At 38.2% G+C, this 19,342-nt stretch carries 17 protein-coding genes and 1 riboswitch; of the genes, 11 read left to right on the forward strand and 6 right to left on the reverse strand.

Annotated elements, in window-relative coordinates; translation table 11 throughout:
* The 4 genes from KVT27_RS17220 to KVT27_RS17235 all read right to left on the reverse strand — a co-directional run bounded on the left by KVT27_RS17220 (position 1) and on the right by KVT27_RS17235 (position 3,399).
* Positions 1-780 (reverse strand): enoyl-CoA hydratase/isomerase family protein, encoded by a 780-nt coding sequence (locus KVT27_RS17220; protein ID WP_036122842.1) that lies wholly within the window; start codon positions 778-780, stop codon positions 1-3.
* A 13-nt stretch (positions 781-793) separates the two neighbouring features.
* Positions 794-1,456, reverse strand: a complete 663-nt coding sequence (locus tag KVT27_RS17225) for a methionine ABC transporter permease (protein ID WP_036122845.1) — start codon at positions 1,454-1,456, stop codon at positions 794-796.
* Positions 1,449-2,474 carry a methionine ABC transporter ATP-binding protein gene (locus KVT27_RS17230; RefSeq protein ID WP_036122847.1) on the reverse strand — a complete coding sequence of 342 codons (1,026 nt, stop codon included), beginning with the start codon at positions 2,472-2,474 and terminating at the stop codon, positions 1,449-1,451. Before KVT27_RS17230 ends, KVT27_RS17225 begins: the two co-directional genes overlap by 8 nt.
* A gap of 94 nt (positions 2,475-2,568) precedes the next feature.
* Positions 2,569-3,399, reverse strand: coding sequence for a MetQ/NlpA family ABC transporter substrate-binding protein (locus KVT27_RS17235; protein ID WP_217581666.1), 831 nt, complete (start codon positions 3,397-3,399; stop codon positions 2,569-2,571).
* An 88-nt stretch (positions 3,400-3,487) separates the two neighbouring features.
* Positions 3,488-3,593: riboswitch (SAM riboswitch) on the reverse strand.
* A 122-nt stretch (positions 3,594-3,715) separates the two neighbouring features.
* On the opposite strand from KVT27_RS17235, the gene KVT27_RS17240 reads away from it, so the two are divergent.
* Positions 3,716-4,219, forward strand: a complete 504-nt coding sequence (locus KVT27_RS17240; RefSeq protein WP_217581667.1) for a PPC domain-containing DNA-binding protein — start codon at positions 3,716-3,718, stop codon at positions 4,217-4,219.
* Positions 4,220-4,266: 47 nt separating this feature from the next.
* On the opposite strand, the gene KVT27_RS17245 is transcribed toward KVT27_RS17240, so the two are convergent.
* Positions 4,267-5,430: a pyridoxal phosphate-dependent aminotransferase gene (locus KVT27_RS17245; protein WP_217581668.1), complete on the reverse strand. Its 1,164-nt coding sequence runs from the start codon at positions 5,428-5,430 to the stop codon at positions 4,267-4,269.
* A 96-nt stretch (positions 5,431-5,526) separates the two neighbouring features.
* Between KVT27_RS17245 and KVT27_RS17250 the strand changes: the two genes are divergently transcribed.
* Positions 5,527-6,321, forward strand: coding sequence for a carbon-nitrogen family hydrolase (locus KVT27_RS17250; RefSeq protein ID WP_217581669.1), 795 nt, complete (start codon positions 5,527-5,529; stop codon positions 6,319-6,321).
* Positions 6,322-6,367: 46 nt separating this feature from the next.
* Here KVT27_RS17250 and KVT27_RS17255 read toward each other — a convergent pair whose 3' ends face one another.
* A complete protein-coding gene (locus KVT27_RS17255; protein WP_217581670.1) occupies positions 6,368-7,936 on the reverse strand; it encodes a PucR family transcriptional regulator in 1,569 nt (522 codons plus the stop codon).
* Positions 7,937-8,169: 233 nt separating this feature from the next.
* On the opposite strand from KVT27_RS17255, the gene KVT27_RS17260 reads away from it, so the two are divergent.
* The 9 genes from KVT27_RS17260 (at position 8,170) to KVT27_RS17300 (ending at position 19,331) form a co-directional block, all read left to right on the forward strand.
* A complete protein-coding gene (locus tag KVT27_RS17260; protein ID WP_217581671.1) occupies positions 8,170-9,582 on the forward strand; it encodes an amino acid permease in 1,413 nt (470 codons plus the stop codon).
* 24 nt (positions 9,583-9,606) lie between these two features.
* Positions 9,607-11,136 (forward strand): CoA-acylating methylmalonate-semialdehyde dehydrogenase, encoded by a 1,530-nt coding sequence (locus KVT27_RS17265; RefSeq protein ID WP_217581672.1) that lies wholly within the window; start codon positions 9,607-9,609, stop codon positions 11,134-11,136.
* 33 nt (positions 11,137-11,169) lie between these two features.
* On the forward strand, positions 11,170-12,522 hold the full coding sequence (locus KVT27_RS17270) for an aspartate aminotransferase family protein (protein ID WP_217581673.1): 1,353 nt from the start codon (positions 11,170-11,172) through the stop codon (positions 12,520-12,522).
* A 464-nt stretch (positions 12,523-12,986) separates the two neighbouring features.
* Positions 12,987-14,570, forward strand: a complete 1,584-nt coding sequence (locus KVT27_RS17275; protein ID WP_217581674.1) for a glutathione ABC transporter substrate-binding protein — start codon at positions 12,987-12,989, stop codon at positions 14,568-14,570.
* Positions 14,571-14,638: 68 nt separating this feature from the next.
* Positions 14,639-15,562, forward strand: a complete 924-nt coding sequence (gene nikB, locus KVT27_RS17280) for a nickel ABC transporter permease (protein WP_036145195.1) — start codon at positions 14,639-14,641, stop codon at positions 15,560-15,562.
* Positions 15,563-15,575: 13 nt separating this feature from the next.
* On the forward strand, positions 15,576-16,472 hold the full coding sequence (locus tag KVT27_RS17285; RefSeq protein ID WP_008176071.1) for an ABC transporter permease: 897 nt from the start codon (positions 15,576-15,578) through the stop codon (positions 16,470-16,472).
* An 11-nt stretch (positions 16,473-16,483) separates the two neighbouring features.
* The gene (locus KVT27_RS17290; protein WP_036145197.1) at positions 16,484-17,476 is read left to right on the forward strand and encodes an ABC transporter ATP-binding protein; all 993 of its coding nucleotides are present in this window, start codon (positions 16,484-16,486) and stop codon (positions 17,474-17,476) included.
* Positions 17,469-18,434 (forward strand): ABC transporter ATP-binding protein, encoded by a 966-nt coding sequence (locus tag KVT27_RS17295; protein WP_217581675.1) that lies wholly within the window; start codon positions 17,469-17,471, stop codon positions 18,432-18,434. The genes KVT27_RS17290 and KVT27_RS17295 overlap by 8 nt, the downstream gene beginning before the upstream one ends.
* 18 nt (positions 18,435-18,452) lie before the next feature.
* Positions 18,453-19,331, forward strand: a complete 879-nt coding sequence (locus KVT27_RS17300) for a sugar phosphate isomerase/epimerase family protein (RefSeq protein ID WP_036122882.1) — start codon at positions 18,453-18,455, stop codon at positions 19,329-19,331.
* The last annotated feature ends 11 nt before the right edge of the window (positions 19,332-19,342 follow it).

Here is a 19,342-nt window from a genome sequence, read left to right on the forward strand (position 1 = left end):
TTATTTATTGAAAATAGGCTTTCTTTTATTTAAAAAAGCTTGAATACCTTCGTTATAATCATCAGAACTAAATGAATCGAGAATTAATTGAGCCAGTTCATCACTCTCTTCATTTTCTCCATCCACAATAGCCTGAATTATTTTTTTACTACCTGCATTGGCAATAGATGATTTATTTAAAAGATGCTCAGCAAATTGCATAGTACCATTTTCAATTTCCTGCGGCTCATGAAGGGCAGTAATCAAACCAATGCTTTTGCCTTCCTCTGCTGTAAAAATGTTTGCTGTGTATAAAATCTCTTTAGCCTTCGCGACACCAACAATATTAATAAGACGTTTAGTGCTTTCAAGATTATAGACAATCCCAATGTTCGCAGCGGTAATGCCAAGCTTACTCTTTGGTGTCGCCAATCTAAAGTCACAAGCATTGGCTAACTCTAAGCCGCCCCCAATCGCTAAACCCTGAATCATGGCAATCGTAGGATGCGGGAATTTATAGAGGGCATCAATGGCCTTTAAAGCTAGATCATTATAGGCTTTAGCATTATCCGCAGCATAACGAATATCTAAAAACTCACTAATATCAGCACCCGAGGAAAAGGCGACTTCATTGACACCACGCACAATTAATAGCTTGATAGACGTCTCTGTACGTAACTGTTCTAGCTCGTCTATGATGGCTTGGAACATTGCTCTCGATAAAGAATTTCGTTTGTCAGGACGGTTTAACACTAGCGTTGCGATATAGCCGTTTTTCTCTACATAAATCTCAGTTGACATGGATATCCTCCTCCTAGTCTTTCTTCAATTTGGCTGAAATGCGGTTACCTATGGATTGTATGCTTTGTACAAGGATGATTAAAATAAACACAGTTGCATACATGACATCTACCTCATAGCGTAAATGACCATAACGGTAAGCTAGGTCTCCTAAACCGCCAGCACCAACCATTCCCGCCATTGCAGTTGCACCAATCAATCCAATTGTAGCGATTGTTAAGCCTAAAATAATGGATGGGCGTGCTTCGCGTAATAATACATGCCAAATGATATGCCGACGTTTAATACCCATAGCTGTGTAGGCTTCGACAACGCCCGAATCAACTTCTAAAAGCGCTGACTCCATCAGTCGTGCAATATAAGGAGCCGTATAAACTACAAGCGGAACAATAACGCCTTTAACGCCAATCGTTGTACCGACGATAACCTTTGTAAAAGGTAAAATGAAGAATAGTAAGATGATGAATGGCACTGAGCGGATTATATTAATGACTAGATTAAAAAATTGATAGAAAAATTTATTTTCGAAGGATTGACCAGGTCGTGTTAAAACTATTAAAAGCCCTAAAGGTATACCAATTAGAATGGAAAAGAATAATGAAATTCCGACCATTTGAAATGTTTCGATAATTGCTTTGCCAATAACCTCTGACCAATCATTAAAGAAATTACTCATGGATCTCTCCTCCTAACTCTTCCACAGTAACGCCATTCTCTGCAAAATAGGTTAGCGCCTTTTGAACAATGTTGGGCTCTCCGTTTAAATGCACCACAATATTACCAACAATGCCATTTTTTAATTCAATAATATTGGCTGTTAAAATGTTTGGTTGTACATCATATACTTTGGTGACTTCAGCCAATAATGGCTTACCAGTACTTTCTCCAAGAAATGTTAAACGAATGACGCTACCAGAAACATTTAACTGCTCAATAAGAGAAGGAGTTAAGTTACGTTGTGAAATGGTACTTAAGAACTTTCTTGTAGTAGGGTGTTGTGGTTTTGCAAAGAGCTCGATAGCCGTACCAAATTCAACTACTTTCCCTGCTTCTAGAACAGATACCTCATCACAAATTTTCTGAATGACATTCATTTCATGTGTAATCAGTAGGATTGTAATTCCTAATTCACGATTAATTTTTAACAATAGTTCAAGAATAGCCTCTGTAGTCTCAGGATCAAGCGCACTTGTTGCTTCATCACTAAGTAAAATTTCTGGCTCTTGCGCTAGAGCGCGTGCAATAGCGACACGTTGCTTTTGTCCACCTGAAAGCTGATTAGGGTAGCTATCTAGCTTTTCTGTTAAACCTACAATTTCCGCATATTTAGCTACACGATTTTTGACTTCTGTTTCGTTATAACCAAGTAGCTTTAAGGGAACTGCAATATTGTTATAAACGGTTGCTGTCTTTAAGAGATTAAAATGTTGAAAAATCATACCAATCTTTTGTCGTGTTTGACGTAAGTCATGAAGTGAAAGGGTAGTAATATCCACATTGTCTATCAAGACTTTGCCTGCTGAAGGACGCTCTAGTAAATTAACACAACGAATCAGCGTACTTTTACCGGCACCACTATACCCAATTACACCATGAATTTGCCCTTTTTTTACATGAAGATTGATTCCATCCACAGCTTTAATACTGCCTTTTTTTGTCTTATATTCTTTTGAAATATTTTGTAATTGAATCATCAGATTGATTGCTCCTTTCTTAACTTCTAAAAAGCAAGAATCTGCACGGTTTCCATAGTGGAAATATGGCAGATTCTTTAGCTTATCACACGTATTACCAGCTAGGGATTACAGAACCTTTGAATTCCTCTTCAATGAATTGGCGCACTTCATCAGATTGATAAACCTCAATGAACTTTTTAATCGTTGGGTCGTTTTCATTTTCTGCACGAACGACAATGTAGTTCACATATGGAGAGTCAGTAGATTCTAAAAGAATAGAGTCCTCTTGCGGATTAATGCCAGCTTCCAGCGCAAAGTTAGTATTAATAGCAGCTACATCTACTTCACTAAGCTGCTTAGGAATTTGTGCAGCTTCTAATTCTATGAATTTTAAATTCTTTTTGTTTTCTTCCACGTCACGAACAGATGCTGTTAAGTCCGCTCCATCTTTTAATTTAATATAGCCTGCCTCTTGTAAAACAAAGAGAGCACGGGCTCCATTTGTTGGGTCATTCGGTAAGCCAAATGTTGCGCCTTCAGGAACGTCATCCAATGATTTATATTTTTCAGAGTAAATACCCATTGGATTTAAAATTGTTTTGCCAACCGGTACTAAATCTGTATCGTGATCTTTATTAAATGTATCGAGGAAAGGTTTATGCTGATAGCTGTTTGCGTCAAGATCTCCTTCTGCTAAGGATGTGTTTGGTAAAACATAATCAGAAAATGATTTTAGTTCTACTTCTAGACCTTTTTCCTTTGCAACTTTAGCAGCTACCTCTGCAATTTGCTCATGAGGTCCTGAAGTGACACCCACAACAATTTTATTTTCATCGATAGCTTCGCCTTTTCCTTTGCTATCTTCTTTAGAGCCACAGCCCGCTAGTGCTGCTACTAATGTAAGACTTGCTAAACCTACTAAAAATTTATTTTTCTTCTTCATGAAAACTACCTCCAAAAATTGTTTTATCGGTTTTTGAAAATAAAAAAAACTCTCTTACAAATTAAGAGAGGCTCATGAAAAAAGTCCTCTCTTATCTATCAAACGAATTTCGTTTGCAGGATTTAGCACCTTCCTTCATAAAAGGAGGTTGCCGAGCTTCATAGGGCCAGTCCCTCAGCTACTCTTGATAAGAGATTCATATTATATTTTTGTATTTCCGATAGAACTAATATAATTTATAGGGTATAGTAAGTCAATAAATATTATTAAAATTTTTTATATTGTTATAATATTTTGTCGCGAAGGAGGGAGAAGATTGTCCGTAAGAGTTAATTATGGCATAGGTTCATTTGGTAAGGTGATTAGTGCTCGTCTTCTCATGGGGACAGACATCATTGAAGGAATTGAGGCACTTTGTGAAGAGAATAAAATTGAATCAGCAACCATTATTAGTTGTATTGGTAGTTTTCAAAAAAGTAGCTTTGTTTATTTAGTACCTGATGAAACTTCTCACATTAAAGTTCAATTTAGTGATGTGGTCGAGAAAGAGGGGCCACTCGAGTTTATCCAAGGTTCAGGAGTTGTTTGTAAGCGTGATGCACAATATGAAACGCATTTCCATGGTTCCATGAGTGATCAATGGGGAGTGGTTTCAGGCGGTCATTTTATAAAGGGCGGAAATATCGTCATAACAGCAGATATAGTGCTGGCAGAAGTTCAAGGCATTCAGCATATCCGTCAGTTGGATGATGAAACAGGTCACGTACAATTTTATCCATTAGAACAGGAGTTAGATCTTCCAAGGAAAATTGAAAAATAGTAAGTCCTGTAGCTAGTGAAAGCTACAGGACTCCATTTTGTTCCATGTTAAAATAATTTTAATTGCTCAATTCTATGCATGGCTTCTCGTAAACGTTCCTCGCTTACAAGTAAGCCAATACGCACATAGCCTTCTCCATATTGACCAAAGCCATTTCCTGCGGCTACCGCAATATCAGCTTTGTCGAGCAAAATATCGGCAAATTGTTCGCTAGTGAAACCTAATGGGACAGGGAGCCAGGCAAAGAAGGAGCCCCTTGGTGCCGTTATTTGCCAGCCAATTCTATGAGCTTCTTCGATTAGAACATTTCGACGACGCTCATAGGTAGCTCTTAGCTCATCTGCACATTCCTGCGAAGAGGTCAGTGCAATAGCTGCTGCGTGTTGAATAGCAGGGAATTGACTACAAAACAAATGATCTTGAATAAGATTAATCGCGGCAATCAAATCAGCATTACCTACAGCAAAGCCTATGCGCCAACCTGCCATATTATAAGTCTTTGATAATGTGTACATTTCGATTCCAACTTCTTTTGCACCATTTGCCTGTAAGAAACTAATAGGTTTATTGCCATCAAATCCGATTGCACCATAAGCAAAATCATGTGATACGATAATATTATGCTCCTTAGCAAAACGAATGGTTTCTTCAAAAAATTCAAGTGTAGCGGTACCACCCGTAGGATTATTTGGGTAATTTAAGTAAAGTAACTTGGCTTTTTCTTTAACTTCTTTAGGTAGGGCCTCATAATCAGGTAAGAAATTATTCTCAGCAAATAGTGGCATCACTTCAAAATTAACATCACCTAATACAACACCAGATAAGTAGTCTGGATAGCCCGGGTCGGGTAATAGCATCGTATCGCCTGGATTTAACACAGCCAAAGGTAGCTCAACAAGACCAATTTTTGTGCCACCAAGAATCGCTACTTCAGTATCAGGATCAATCTCCACATCATATTCTCGTTTATAAAAGTCGGCAGCCGCTTGACGTAATTCGGCGATACCACGAAAAGGCGAATATTTGTGGTTTTGAGGATTTTCAGCTGCTTCCTGCAATGCTTGAATGATATGAGTGGGCGTAGGTTGGTCGGGATTTCCTTGCCCGAGATTAATCACATCACGACCTTCTTCCAAGGCATTGTTTACTTTTTGGACAAGCGCCGCAAAAAATTGAGTGGGTAATTGCTGTAGTTTTTTAGAGAATTCCATGCATGATCACCTTTTTCAGAATATAATAATTATTATTGAAGAATATGAAGCAAATAGTAGTACTTTTTTTGTTAATTGTCTAGAGGAGGAATGAATATGAAAATCGGTTGTATTCAGTTAAACGTTGGCTTCGGCAAAGTAGAAGAAAATTTTACACGGGCAGAGGACAAGATTCGTGAAGCCGCAAAACTGGGGGCAGAAATTATTGTGCTTCCGGAAATGTGGAATACGGGCTACGCACTAGAGAAGCTACCAGAATTGGCGGATGTTAACGGTGAGCGTACAAAGGCATTTTTAGCTAACTTAGCGAAGGAACTTAGTGTACATATTGTCGGTGGCTCCGTTTCAATAAAAAAGAACGACAAGTTTTACAATACGATGTATACATTTGATAATAATGGATTACTTGTTGGGGAATATAGCAAAGCCCATCTTTTCCGTTTAATGGACGAGCATCTTTACTTAGAAGCGGGAGATGATATGAATCGATTCGCGCTAGGACCTATTGAGGCGGCTGGTGTCATTTGCTATGATATTCGTTTCCCTGAGTGGTTACGTGCACATGCCCTCCAAGGAGCAAAGGTGCTGTTTGTACCAGCTCAATGGCCGACACCTAGAATTGATCATTGGAAAACATTGCTGCAAGCGCGAGCGATTGAAAACCAATGCTTTGTTATAGCAGTTAACCGTATTTCGAGAAAAGTAGAAAATTTTAATGGGCAATCGATGATTATTCAGCCATGGGGTGAGGTGCTTTGGGTTGGTGCTGAAGACGAGGAAGTAGCAGTAATTGATGTGGATTTCTCCATAGTTGATGAAGTACGTGGAAGAATTCCTGTATACGATGATCGTCGACCAGGACTTTATCAAGATGTTGTGGTGAAAGGATAATGAGATGGCACGTTGAAGGGCGAGAGCTCTTGAACGTGCCTATTTTTTAACTCTTGTCATCAATTAAGGAGTTTGCAAGGAGCATAAATTCCAGTGTAATACGATTATGACCCTTCATGAAATTTTCCCCGAGTAAACTTTCAAGCTTTTTTAAGCGGTGATACAGTGTTTGACGAACGATAAACAATTGGTTAGCCGTTTGCTGCTTGGAGCCATTTGATTGTAAATAGACTTGTAATGTTTCAAGAAGTTTGCTGTTATATTTTTCATCATACTCAATAACTGGCTGTAAATAGTCGTTTATAACTTCCTTTAAATTCACCTGCATTTGTAATTTATAGATTAAATGATACAAATGCAAATCATCATAAAAGAACGAGGAAGTTTGCACTTTGCGGCAAATATATAATGTTTCTAATGCAGTTTGATAGCTTTTGGAGATTTCTTGTACATCAGCTACAACTTTACCAACCGCTATTTGAAACCCTTGAGTTTGCTGTTTTTTATAAAATTCAGTTTTGGGCAGTGAGGTAAAGATGCTATTTAGTATTTCACGAATCGCTCGACCATCTTTTGTATGAAGTAAAATAAAAATGACATAGCTTTTTCTTTCGAATAAAAATGGGATAAAGCCATGCTGTTCAAAGAGATTACGATAATAAAGTTTACTATAGACAATATCCTCCTGCGCTTTCATTACTGTATTGGGGGTGGCCAAAACAAAGACAGCCCCACTAGATTGTGAATAGTTAGTATAGTGAGAAACGATAAATTTATAGATTTCCTCCCTGTTCAGCTTTTGGTCGATCCAATCAGCTAAAATCGAAGCGTCCTCAATATTCTTTTTCTCCTCAATATAGAACTCTCGCATTAATAATTGCGCTAATGCTGTTGCTGTACGGTCTAAAATTAATAATTCAAACTCTGAGAATAGTCCATCTTCACGAAAAATCGTTAAATCTGCATAATGTTGATCAAAAATAAAGATGGGCTCATGTTTAAATTGCTGAGCATATTTATTCAAAGCTAATAATTGCTGACGGTTACTTTTTGTCATGTTGGGAAAAAAGATAGGTTCCCGTCCCTTAATGGAAAACATAATTTGTGTTTTCAATTCGTTATACATATTTTGTAAAATATCATCCGTGTTTTGTCCTAAGACCGTATTTTTATTTAAAGTTTGTGAGTAGGATTCTAGTGTCGAAATCATTAAATATTGCTGATTAATAATTTGACTATGTAAATCCTGTGTAATGCGAACAAAAGGTACGGCTTCATGAAAAACAATAATCGGGAACTGATGACGATTTGCAATGGCAAGTATTGCTTCTGGAACGACTTGAATAGAAGAGCCATACTCAATACAAAGAGCAGCACAATTTTTATCGATTAAAGATTCAATAAACGTCATAAAATCTTCGATGCCATGTTGAAGACTGATCCCCGTTGTTAACACCAGCTCTTCTCCAACTAAAAAATTATCTACATGGACTATTTCAAGAACATGTGCCCACTTAACGATTCTTAATAGCCCCTCATGACCTGCAACTACCTCTGCATTCTGAAAGTATTTATTTTCTAACACATGAAGTACTTTAAGTTGGAATTGGCTCAATATAGCTCCTCCTTTTGAAACATCTTCTCCGTTTTGTATATCTATTATTTCTCTTTCGTGTCATTAAAAAGCTGTAAATTCAGGTAAATTAATATTTTAAGAATATTTAGTCTATTTTACATTATGTTTAAAACAATTGTATAGAAATTTACAGTTTGTCTATTACTTCAATGATATGAAACATGTAAGATTTTTGTAAGCGATAATCCAATCTAATAAAAGAGGTGACAGATATGGAGCAACAAACGCATTTACAACGAGGATTAAAGAAACGGCATATGACGATGATCGCGATAGCGGGTGTAATTGGGGCTGGCTTATTTATGGGCAGTGGCTCAGTCATTAACCTGGCGGGTCCAGGAGCAATATTATCGTATATATTTGCAGGAATTATTGTCATTTTAGTGATGCGTATGTTAGGTGAGATGGCGGCTGTCAATCCAACGAGTGGGTCGTTTGCACATTATGCCCATGAAGCTATTGGTCCATGGGCAGGATTTATGATTGGCTGGCTGTATTGGTTTTTCTGGGTCATAGCTATTGCATTAGAGGCGACGGCAGCAGCGGCCATTATTCAATATTGGTATGACGGAATTCCTTTATGGCTCTTAAGTTTACTTTTAACCGTAGCACTTACTTTAACAAATGTTCTTTCTGTAAAAGCCTTTGGTGAATTTGAATATTGGTTCTCTCTTATTAAGGTTGCAAGTATAGTAGTTTTTTTAGGTTTAGGCGCATTCATTATTTTTGGTATAGCCCCAAACTTTAACGCTGTCGGTTTGACAAATCTAGTTGAGCAGGGTGGATTTTTACCAAACGGCTTTGGCGCTGTACTAATGGGTGTTGTCATTGTTATTTTTTCCTTTATGGGGACAGAGATTGTCGCTATCGCTGCTGGTGAGTCAGACGAACCGTTAGCAGCTGTAACAAAAGCTACCAATTCGATTACTTGGCGCATTTTAATTTTCTATGTGGGCTCAATAACTGTTGTTGTGACGCTATTGCCCTGGCACTCCTCTGATATTTTAACAAGTCCTTATGTAGCAGTGTTAGATTATATTGGTATTCCTGCCGCCGCACAAATCATGAATTTTGTTGTTTTAACAGCTGTGTTATCGTGTCTAAATTCTGCACTTTATGCAACATCACGAATGGTATTTTCTTTAGCAGAGAAGGGGGAGGCACCAAAAGCCTTTTTGAAATTAAATAAAAATGGTGCACCTGTGAATGCTATTTTAGCCGCAACATTTTTCTCTTATATTGCCGTTATTATGAATTATGTTTCACCAGATAAAGTATTTATGTTTTTACTAAGCTCTTGTAGTGCTATTACTTTAATTCTTTATTTAATTATCGCCTTTTCACAATTGAGAATGCGTAGAAAGATTGAACGCGAAAATCCTGAGCTATTAAAGGTGAAGATGTGGCTATTCCCGTATCTAACGTATTTCACAATAGTAGCTACAACTGCCTTATTAATAGCCATGTTCTTTATTGAGTCTATGCGCTCACAAATTCTATTTACATGTGTTGTCGTTGCCGTGGTCATGATTTTTTATTTACTTACGCAAAAGAATAAGGTGATAAAACAGGTCGATGAATCAAGCTCTATTTTTAACAAAGAAGAATTTGATTTTGAACAATAATCCCATGTAAGGAGAGGTTAAATGATGACAGTACAACAAAAAATGAAAACGCTAACACATTTTATCAAAGGGGAAGAGGTAGCTGGTACTAGTGGAAGGTTTTCAGATGTGTATAATCCAACAACAGGTGAAACGATAGCGAGAGTCCCACTTGCTTCAAAAGACGAAGTACAGCAGGCCATTCAACATGCTAAGGAAGCCTTTCCTGCATGGAAAAAGGTGTCCATTGGGAAGAGGGTTGAGGTTTTACATCGATTCCGTCAATTGTTAGTAACAAAACAGGAAGAACTTATTGAAGTGATTTGTCAGGAAAGCGGGAAAACTAAAGAGGATGCGAAGGGCGAAATTATTCGAGGGATTGAATCGGTAGATATGGCGATTAGTGCCCCACAATTGCTAAAAGGGGAGTATTCAGTCAATGTAGGTGGCAATATTAATGCTTTTTCTGCTAAATCACCACTCGGTGTAGTGGCAATGATTGCGCCTTTTAATTTCCCTGTTATGGTCCCTTTAGCTATTACAAGTATGGCTGTGGCAGTAGGGAATGCTGTTATTTTAAAGCCATCTGAACGCGTTCCTCATTCTGCATTATTTTTAAGTCATCTATGGAAAGAGGCGGGACTTCCGGATGGTATTTGGACAGTAGTGAATGGCGATAAAGAAGCGGTCAATGAGCTTCTAGAAAACAAAGAGATTCAAGCCATTTCCTTTGTAGGCTCTACGCCAGTAGCCGAGTATATTTATCAAACGGGAACCAAGCATAATAAACGTGTGGCTGCTTTTGGTGGAGGTAAGAACTTTATGATTGTTATGCCAGATGCCAACTTGGAGCAAACAGCGAACGCCTTTTTAGGTGCGGCGTACGGGGCAGCATCACAACGCTGTATGGCGATTTCTGGAGCGCTTGTTGTTGGTCAAGATACAGAGCAACGTTTTACAGACATATTGAAGCAGAAGATTTCACAGCTAAAGGTAGGTCCTTATACAGAAGAAGATGTCGATTTCGGCCCAGTTATTACCCAACAATCGAAAGAAACGATTATCAGCTATATTGATGGGGCTGTTACTGAAGGGGCAAATCTTGTTATTGACGGACGAAATCCTAAAGTATGTGAAACATCTAATGGTTTTTATGTTGGGCCAACACTCCTCAATAATATTACGCCTGATATGACCATCTTTAAAGAGGAGGTCTTTGGTCCAGCACGTATAGTAGTGCGCGTGGAGACATTACAAGAGGCCATTGATTTAATTAATGACCATGAACTTGGTAATGGAGTAACGATGTTTACAAGCAGTGGTGCAGCTGCTCGTAAATTCCAAGAAGAAATTGAAGTGGGCATGGTAGGGGTTAACGTACCAATTCCAATTCCTGTCGGCTACCATAATTTCGGCGGGTGGAAGCGTTCTAAGTTTGGTGAAGGGCATATGTTCGGTCCAGATCAAGCGAGATTCTTTACAAAGGCGAAAACAATCTCAGAGCGTTGGCCGGATGAAACGGAAGATGCAACAAGCTCCTTTGCCTTCCCAAGTAATAACGATGCAAAAAGCTAATCGACTAAAAAATAAGTGAGAGGGTGTTCGGCAATGACACAGACCAATCTTAAAAGTGATGTTTTAGCAAAGGATGAGCAATATGTATGGCATTCAATGAAACCCTACAATCCACAAGCAACATATGTAGTGGAAAAATCAGATGGTGCAAGAATAATAGATACGGATGGCATCGAATATATTGATGCCATGGCAGGGCTATGGTGTGTAAATGTCGGTTATGGACGTAAGGAACTGGCAGATGCCGCACATGAGCAAATGATGAAAAATGCCTATGCACCATTATCGCAGGGACATTTACCAGCCGTACAGCTAGCTGAAAAGCTAAATGACTTGCTTGGTGGGGAGTACGTTATTTTCTTCTCTAATAGCGGATCAGAAGCGAATGAAACAGCTTTTAAAATAGCGCGACAATATCACCAGCAAAAAGGGCAAAGCTCCCGCTATAAGATTGTCTCTCGCTACCGAGCCTACCATGGAAATTCCTTTGGGGCATTAGCAGCAACCGGGCAAGCGGAACGGAAATATAAATACGAGCCATTGTCTCCAGGCTTTATCCATGTCGCACCGCCTGATCAATACCGTGAACATGAAGATGATACTGTTGCACCATTAGATTTAGCGAGCGTAAGGGCTGTCGATAAAACGATGACATGGGAATTGAGCGATACGATTGCAGCCATGATTTTAGAGCCAATTATTACAGGTGGCGGTGTCATCATGCCTCCCGAAAACTATTTAAAAGGCATAGAGGAAGTGTGCAAAAAGCATGGAGCTTTAATGATAGTGGATGAAGTTATTTGTGGCTTTGGTCGAACAGGTAAGCCATTTGGATTTATGAATTATGGTGTGAAACCAGATATTATTACAATGGCTAAAGGGATTACGAGCGCATACTTACCATTATCAGCAACTGCCGTAAAACGTGAAATTTATGAGGCTTTCACTGGCACAGATGCCTATGGCTATTTCCGCCATGTCAATACTTTTGGGGGCTCTCCAGTGGCATGTGCAGTTGCATTAAAAAATATTGAAATTCTAGAGCAAGAAGAGTTGTTCGACCGCTCCAAGGAGACGGGGAAGGCCACATTACAAACATTGCAAGAAAATTTACAGGATCATCCGAATGTAGGAGATGTGCGGGGCAGAGGTTTTTTAATTGGGATTGAGTTAGTAGTAGATAAAGTCTCAAAAGAACCTTTACCAGTGGAGAAGGTAAATGCTGTTATTGCTGCATGCAAAGAACAAGGGGTGATCATTGGGAAAAATGGGGCAACAGTAGCGGGCTTTAATAATGTTCTGACACTATCACCACCACTTAATATTATTCAAGAGGATCTTCAGCGTATACTTGATGTGGTCGTTGAGAGTATAAGAAAGCTATAATAAATGATGTTGGTTCTAAAGGCCTGGAAGTAAGGGCTTTTAGAACCTTTTTAAACAACTAGAAATGAATGCTCGGTAAAAATAATTATTAAATTTATAAAAATAATGCTGGAAAAAAAGTGAACTGTAGTTTATAGTTGTTAAAAAATAATAAATTTTCTGATAATTATACATCGAAAGTGTCCTTGATCCTGGAAGGGGATATTTTTTTAATCACTTATTTTCAGCAGTGGAATAAATAAATCTTGTCGGTTGAACTATAGTTTCTGATGAAAAGCAATTGTGAAGTTGAGAAAGAAGCAATGTCTTCCTCTAATTGAATTGTCTTATCGTAATGAAGTATAGTTTATTTTTTTGCCTATTTATTTTCATCAGTGGAGAAAATAAATAATTTTAGTAATTATATTTCTTAATGAAGCCATTAGGAGGTATTATTATATATTTTTACAAAGGGAGTAGATGAGATGAATCATGTTAAAAAATTGGTTTTTGTAATTCTATGTACGTTGCTTTTAGCAGCATGCGCAGAGAAAGACAATTCTAACGCATCAAACACTGGGGAAAAATCTACTACAGATTCAGGTAAAGCTAGTTCAAAAAATGAATTGGTCATCGCTGTAAATGAAAACTTTATTTCTATGGATCCACATAACACAGGAGATACCAATTCGGGGTCAGTTCAGGAGACGATGTTAGAGGGGTTACTGGGCTTCGATGCGGATGGACAAATAATTAAGGTGCTAGCAGAAGATTATACAATCAGTGAAGACGCACTGGAGTATACATTTAAGCTGCAAGAAGGGGTCACTTTCCATGACGGGGAGCAGTTTAATGCAGAAGCTGTAAAAGCCAATATTGAACGAATTATGAATGATGAAAGCTTACGCCTTTATTCACGTGGTTTTAGCTTAATCAGTCATGTTGAAATATTAGGAGACTATGACATTAAAGTGACTTTAAAAGAACCATATGGACCGATGATTACACGATTCGGAGTGGCTAAAATGATAAGTCCCAAAATGATTAAAGAAAGTGTAGCAGATATTCCTAAGCAGCCTGTAGGTACAGGTCCTTATCAATTTGTTGAATGGGTACAAGGAGATCATTTAACCATTGAAAAATTTGATGGCTATTGGGGTGGCGGTGACCGTGTATCTAAAATTACGTATAAACCAGTCCCAGAAAACGGATCTCGGGTGGCGATGTTAAAAGCTGGGGATGCACAGGTTATCTATCCTGTACCTGCTCAAAATATCGATGAGCTTTCTAACCATAAAGATGTAGAAGTTAATAAAGTTCCTTCAACAATCGCTCATTATGTTTCCTTAAATACGTATAAAAAACCGTTGAATGATAGTAAGGTTCGACAAGCATTTAATTATGCGGTGGACAAAGAAGCATATTTAAAGGTTGTTAATGCAGGTCTAGGCTTACCGCTAGACTCCATTATTCCTTCCAAAACCGTTTATTATAAACAGCAAAAAATGTATGAGCACAATATAGAAAAAGCAAAGACCTTGTTGGCTGAGGCTGGATATCCTGATGGCTTCGATATTGAAATCTGGGGAAATACGAACTCGGATACGATGAAGGGAATGCAGTTTATCCAACAGCAGTTAGGACAAATCGGTGTCAAAGTTGCGATTAAATCTATGGAAGAAGGTACTTTGTCAGATGAGATTTACGGGGCTCAAACACCGGATGATGCAAAATTACAAATGTGGTATGTGAGCTGGTCAGCTTATGCTTCTGATATAACAAATGCGACAAAACCACTTTTCCATAGTGTATCATTCCCGCCAAATGGTGCGAACACAGCCTATTATCATAACACTGAGGCAGATCAAATAATGGATGAGGCTAACTCCATTTCAGATGTAGACCGCCAAGCTGAGCTCTATGAAAAATTACAGGAAATCGTTTACCAAGATACACCTTGGATTTTCTTAGGGGTAGACGAGGTTGTATATGGTGTACGTTCAAATGTCAGCGGTGTATTAGTGAATCCAACAGGTGGGCTCGATGTGAAGAATGCAAAAGTTGAGTAATGCTACGCAATAAAAGGAATTGATGTAGGTCAATTCCTTTTCTACAAAATAGAAAGGAGGAGATCGTCATGTGGAAATATACAGCAAGAAGAATTGTTGAAATGATACCGATTTTAATTGTTATTTCAATATTAACGTTTTTATTTATTCATTTCATACCAGGAGATCCTGCGCGATTAGTAGCGGGTAAGGATGCCACGATCGAGGATGTTGAAAACGTACGTCATGAATTGGGTCTTGATAAGCCTATTTTAAAACAGTATGTAGACTATATGAAAAATCTAATGACGGGTGAACTTGGCACGTCCTTAACAACAGGTCTACCCGTGATTGATATGTTTAAAACAAGGTTTATGCCCTCTCTTCAGCTTACCTTTCTCTCGATGTTTTGGGCTACATTAATAGGTTTAATGATTGGCGTTTTTTCTGCCATCAATAAAAATAAATGGCCTGATTATTTCGGAATGGTAACAGCGGTTTCTGGCATTTCGATTCCTGGATTTTGGTTGGGACTATTATTAATTCAATTATTTTCAGTACAGCTAGGGCTATTCCCAACAGGAGGGTTAGATGGTTTCTCTAGTTATATTTTGCCTTCCCTAACTTTAGGGGCAGGTATTATGTCAATGATTGCACGATTTACTCGATCTTCTATGCTCGAAACGTTACAGGCTGATTTTATAAGAACTGGGAGAGCAAAAGGTCTGAAGGAACACTCTGTCATAGTGACCCATGCTTTACGAAACTCTTTAATTTCTGTAGTGACGGTCGCCGGCCTACAATTTGGTTTTCTACTAGGGGGTTCAGTGGTAGTCGAGACCGTTTTTAGCTTTCCGGGGATGGGGCGTCTTCTAATCGACTCGATTGCATTCCGAGACTATCCTGTTATTCAGTCAGCTCTATTATTATTTGCGTTTGAATTTATTTTAGTAAATTTAATCGTAGATGTGCTTTATACAGTGTTAAATCCTAAAATTCAATTAGATTCATAAGGGAGGGAACAGGATGACTTCACCAACTACGGTGCAAAATAGCCAAGTGCAAAAAACACAAAGGAAATACTCTCCTCTTAAGGAATTTTGGAAGTCTTTTAAAAAGCAAAAGGCTGCATTGTTAGCAAGCATCTTTATAGGGTTGCTAATTGTAATTGCTATCATTGGTCCTTATATTGCACCCTATGATCCGTTTGAACCAAACTATGATGCCTTATTAGAAGGACCGAGTGCCAGTCATTTAGCGGGAACAGACGAATATGGTCGGGATATTTTTAGTCGTTTAATTGTAGGGGCAAAAATCTCCTTAATGGTAAGCTTTAGCGCGGTATTTTTAGGCTTAATACTAGGGACTATTTTAGGCTTAATTAGCGGTTACTTTGGTGGTTGGATAGACAAAGTTATTATGCGTAGCTGTGATGTATTGTTTTCATTTCCTGATTTATTGCTAGCCATTGCCATTGTCGCATTACTTGGTCCTGGGATTAACAATGTGATCATCGCTGTCATGATTTTTAGTGTGCCATCCTTTGCACGCTTAGTACGTGGTGCTACATTGAATGCGAAAGAAAATGTATATGTAGAAGCCGCACAATCAATGGGGGCCTCTCATGTAAGAGTGCTGTGGAAGCATATTTTCCCTGAAACGATTAGTGAACTAATTATTTTTGTCACAATGCGTATAGGAACAGCTATTTTAGCAGCTTCTGGCTTAAGTTTTTTAGGCTTAGGAGCGAGTCCTGAAATGCCCGAGTGGGGAGTAATGTTAAGTAGTGGACGCGACTACTTAGGAACATCTTCTCATGTAGTCATCATGCCAGGTATAGCTATATTTTTAACCGTACTAGCATTTAACTTAATAGGCGATGGATTACGAGATGTATTAGATCCGAAAATTAAAAATAATTAAGGAGAATGCCTATGACAGAACATGTATTACGAGTAACAGATTTAGAAACGTCCTTTATGCGTGATAAAACAGAGATCAAGATATTAAGAGGTGTCAATTTCTCGATTCGTAAAGGCGAAATATTGGGCTTAGTTGGAGAATCAGGCAGTGGGAAAAGCTTAACGTCCTTATCTATTATGCAATTATTTCATGGAACTACAGGCAAAATTGTCAATGGCTCTATTCATTTTAATGGGGAAGATTTGACCAACATGTCTGAATCCGATATTCGGAAAATTCGTGGAAAACAAATGGCGATGATCTTTCAAGAGCCTATGACCTCTTTAAATCCCGTTTTAAAAATTGGTAAGCAGTTAATGGAAGCAATTGAGATGCATTTGAAGCTGCCAAAAGGTGAAAGTAAACATCATGCCATTCAAATGTTAAAGAGTGTAGGAATAGGAAGAGCCGAAGAAATCATTCATGAATATCCACATCAGCTATCAGGGGGAATGCGGCAGAGAGTGATGATTGCTATGGCGATGGCCTGCCACCCCAATCTACTTATTGCTGACGAACCAACTACTGCACTAGATGTTACGATACAAGCGCAAATTTTAGAGTTAATGAAAAAGTTAAAGGAAGAAAATGAAACAGCTATTTTATTAATCACACATGATTTAGGCGTTGTGGCCGAAATGTGCGATAAAGTGGTCGTGATGTACGCAGGGCAGGTTGTAGAGGAAGCAGATGTCTTTGAATTATTTGCAAGTCCTAAGCATCCTTATACGAAAGGCTTAATTGCATCTGTGCCAAAAATTGGTGAGAAAAAGGAAGTATTAGATTCTATCAGTGGTCATGTACCATCTCCACAACATATGCCGGTAGGTTGTAAATTTGCTCCGCGCTGTCATCAAGTGATGTCTATATGTCATCAGGAATGTCCACCGACAGTGGAAATTTCAGCTACTCGCCAATGTAGCTGCTGGCTATATGTGAAAAAGGATGTGGAAATCAATGCCTAACAGTATTTTAAAAGTGGAGAATTTAAAAAAGAGCTTTCAAATTGCGGGTGGGTTATTTCAAAAAAGACAACATGTTAATGCTGTAATAGATGTTTCCTTTGAAATAGAAGAAGGGACAACATTTAGTTTAGTTGGAGAGAGTGGTTGCGGGAAATCAACAACTGGCAGGCTAATCACTAGATTAATAGAGCCGTCAAGTGGAAGTATCGTTGTCGATGGAAAAGAAGTGGCTACTGCCAAGCAATCTGAGTTAAAGCACCTAAGACAAACTGTACAAATGATTTTTCAAGATCCTTATGCCTCTTTAAATCCAAGAATGAAAGTAAAAGAATTAGTTGGTGAACCGCTAGAAATTCATACAAAGCTATCAAAAGCCGAGCGTGAAAAGCTAGTACTCGAAATGCTTGAAGTAGTTGGCTTGAATGCTGATCATGCTGATCGTTATGCACATGAGTTTAGTGGTGGACAAAGACAGCGTTTAGGGATTGCACGTGCTTTAATTACAAAACCTAAAATCATTATTGCTGATGAGCCTGTGTCAGCATTGGATGTTTCTATACAATCACAAATTTTGAATCTATTAAAGCAATTGCAGCAAGAATATAAAATATCCTATCTTTTTATTTCACATGATTTAAGTGTTGTAGAGCATATTAGTCATTATATTGGTGTTATGTATTTAGGAACAATCGTAGAAATCGGAAAAAAAGAAGCGATTTTTAATGATCCTAAGCATCCGTATACACAAGCGCTTATTGCCTCTGTACCGATTGCAGACCCAATGTTAAGAAAGAAAAAGAAAGTGTTGATAGGTGATATTCCAAATCCTAAAAATCCGCCAAGCGGTTGTACCTTCCATACAAGATGTCCCTTTGCAGCAGATATATGTAAGCAGACGATTCCGGAAATGAAAAAAATTAACGAAGAGCAAAGTGTTGCTTGTCATTTTGTCAATTGAAAAGGAGAGATGTTTTAAATGAAAGTAGGCTTAAGCACATACAGTATGGTCAAAAAAATGAAGCAGGGGGAAATGAGTGTTCTGGATGTTTTGCAATGGGTAGCGGACAATGGTGGTCAGCATGTTGAGTTAGTGCCCTATGAGTTCACAATAGTAGATAATGATGAGCTCGCCACTCAAATAAAAGAGAAAGCTGCGGAGCTAGGATTGGAGTTATCTGCCTACTCATTACCCGCAAACTTTATTCATGAGACTGAGGAAGCCTTTTTTGAAGAAGTGGAGCGCTTAAAGAAACACGTAGATGTTGTACATCGTATGGGTATCAAAATTATGCGCCATGACGTTACACTTTTTACTTTACCAAAGGAGCAAACAACCATCCATTATTATAATGAGCATTTTGATGAAATGGTAAGGGGCTGTCAATTGATTGCAGATTATGCGAAACAATTCAATATCACCACAACTATTGAAAATCATGGCTTTAATGTTCAAACAAGTGATCGTGTACAACAATTAATTCAAGCCGTTAACAGAGATAATTTTAAAACTACATTAGATATCGGGAATTTTTTATGTATAGATGAAGAGCCTCTTATTGGTGTTATGAAAAATATATCCTATGCCGCTACCGTGCATTTTAAAGATTTTTATATTCGCCCTTATTTTGAAAATCCCGGTGATGGTGAATGGTTCCGTACAGTTCATAACAATTACATCCGAGGAGCAATTGTCGGACATGGTGATATTAATATTCGAGAAATTATTAAGCTTGTCAAAGGCTATGGATACGATGGTTATATTACGGTGGAGTTTGAAGGTATGGAGGATTGTCAGGTTGGTTCAAAAATAGGGATGGATAATGTTCGTCGTTTATGGGATGAATGTAAGCTTTAAGGAGGGAAGAA

The organism is Lysinibacillus sp. GbtcB16 (assembly GCF_019091145.1).
In the GTDB taxonomy this organism is placed as follows: domain Bacteria; phylum Bacillota; class Bacilli; order Bacillales_A; family Planococcaceae; genus Lysinibacillus; species Lysinibacillus fusiformis.

Bases quoted from the DNA above. Each gene is read 5' to 3' on its own strand.
- KVT27_RS17220 (WP_036122842.1), bottom strand. From the start codon at position 780: ATGTCAACTGAGATTTATGTAGAGAAAAACGGCTATATCGCAACGCTA.
- KVT27_RS17225 (WP_036122845.1), bottom strand. From the start codon at position 1,456: ATGAGTAATTTCTTTAATGATTGGTCAGAGGTTATTGGCAAAGCAATT.
- KVT27_RS17230 (WP_036122847.1), bottom strand. From the start codon at position 2,474: ATGATTCAATTACAAAATATTTCAAAAGAATATAAGACAAAAAAAGGC.
- KVT27_RS17235 (WP_217581666.1), bottom strand. From the start codon at position 3,399: ATGAAGAAGAAAAATAAATTTTTAGTAGGTTTAGCAAGTCTTACATTA.
- KVT27_RS17245 (WP_217581668.1), bottom strand. From the start codon at position 5,430: ATGGAATTCTCTAAAAAACTACAGCAATTACCCACTCAATTTTTTGCG.
- KVT27_RS17250 (WP_217581669.1), top strand. From the start codon at position 5,527: ATGAAAATCGGTTGTATTCAGTTAAACGTTGGCTTCGGCAAAGTAGAA.
- KVT27_RS17260 (WP_217581671.1), top strand. From the start codon at position 8,170: ATGGAGCAACAAACGCATTTACAACGAGGATTAAAGAAACGGCATATG.
- KVT27_RS17265 (WP_217581672.1), top strand. From the start codon at position 9,607: ATGACAGTACAACAAAAAATGAAAACGCTAACACATTTTATCAAAGGG.
- KVT27_RS17270 (WP_217581673.1), top strand. From the start codon at position 11,170: ATGACACAGACCAATCTTAAAAGTGATGTTTTAGCAAAGGATGAGCAA.
- KVT27_RS17275 (WP_217581674.1), top strand. From the start codon at position 12,987: ATGAATCATGTTAAAAAATTGGTTTTTGTAATTCTATGTACGTTGCTT.
- nikB (WP_036145195.1), top strand. From the start codon at position 14,639: ATGTGGAAATATACAGCAAGAAGAATTGTTGAAATGATACCGATTTTA.
- KVT27_RS17285 (WP_008176071.1), top strand. From the start codon at position 15,576: ATGACTTCACCAACTACGGTGCAAAATAGCCAAGTGCAAAAAACACAA.
- KVT27_RS17290 (WP_036145197.1), top strand. From the start codon at position 16,484: ATGACAGAACATGTATTACGAGTAACAGATTTAGAAACGTCCTTTATG.
- KVT27_RS17295 (WP_217581675.1), top strand. From the start codon at position 17,469: ATGCCTAACAGTATTTTAAAAGTGGAGAATTTAAAAAAGAGCTTTCAA.
- KVT27_RS17300 (WP_036122882.1), top strand. From the start codon at position 18,453: ATGAAAGTAGGCTTAAGCACATACAGTATGGTCAAAAAAATGAAGCAG.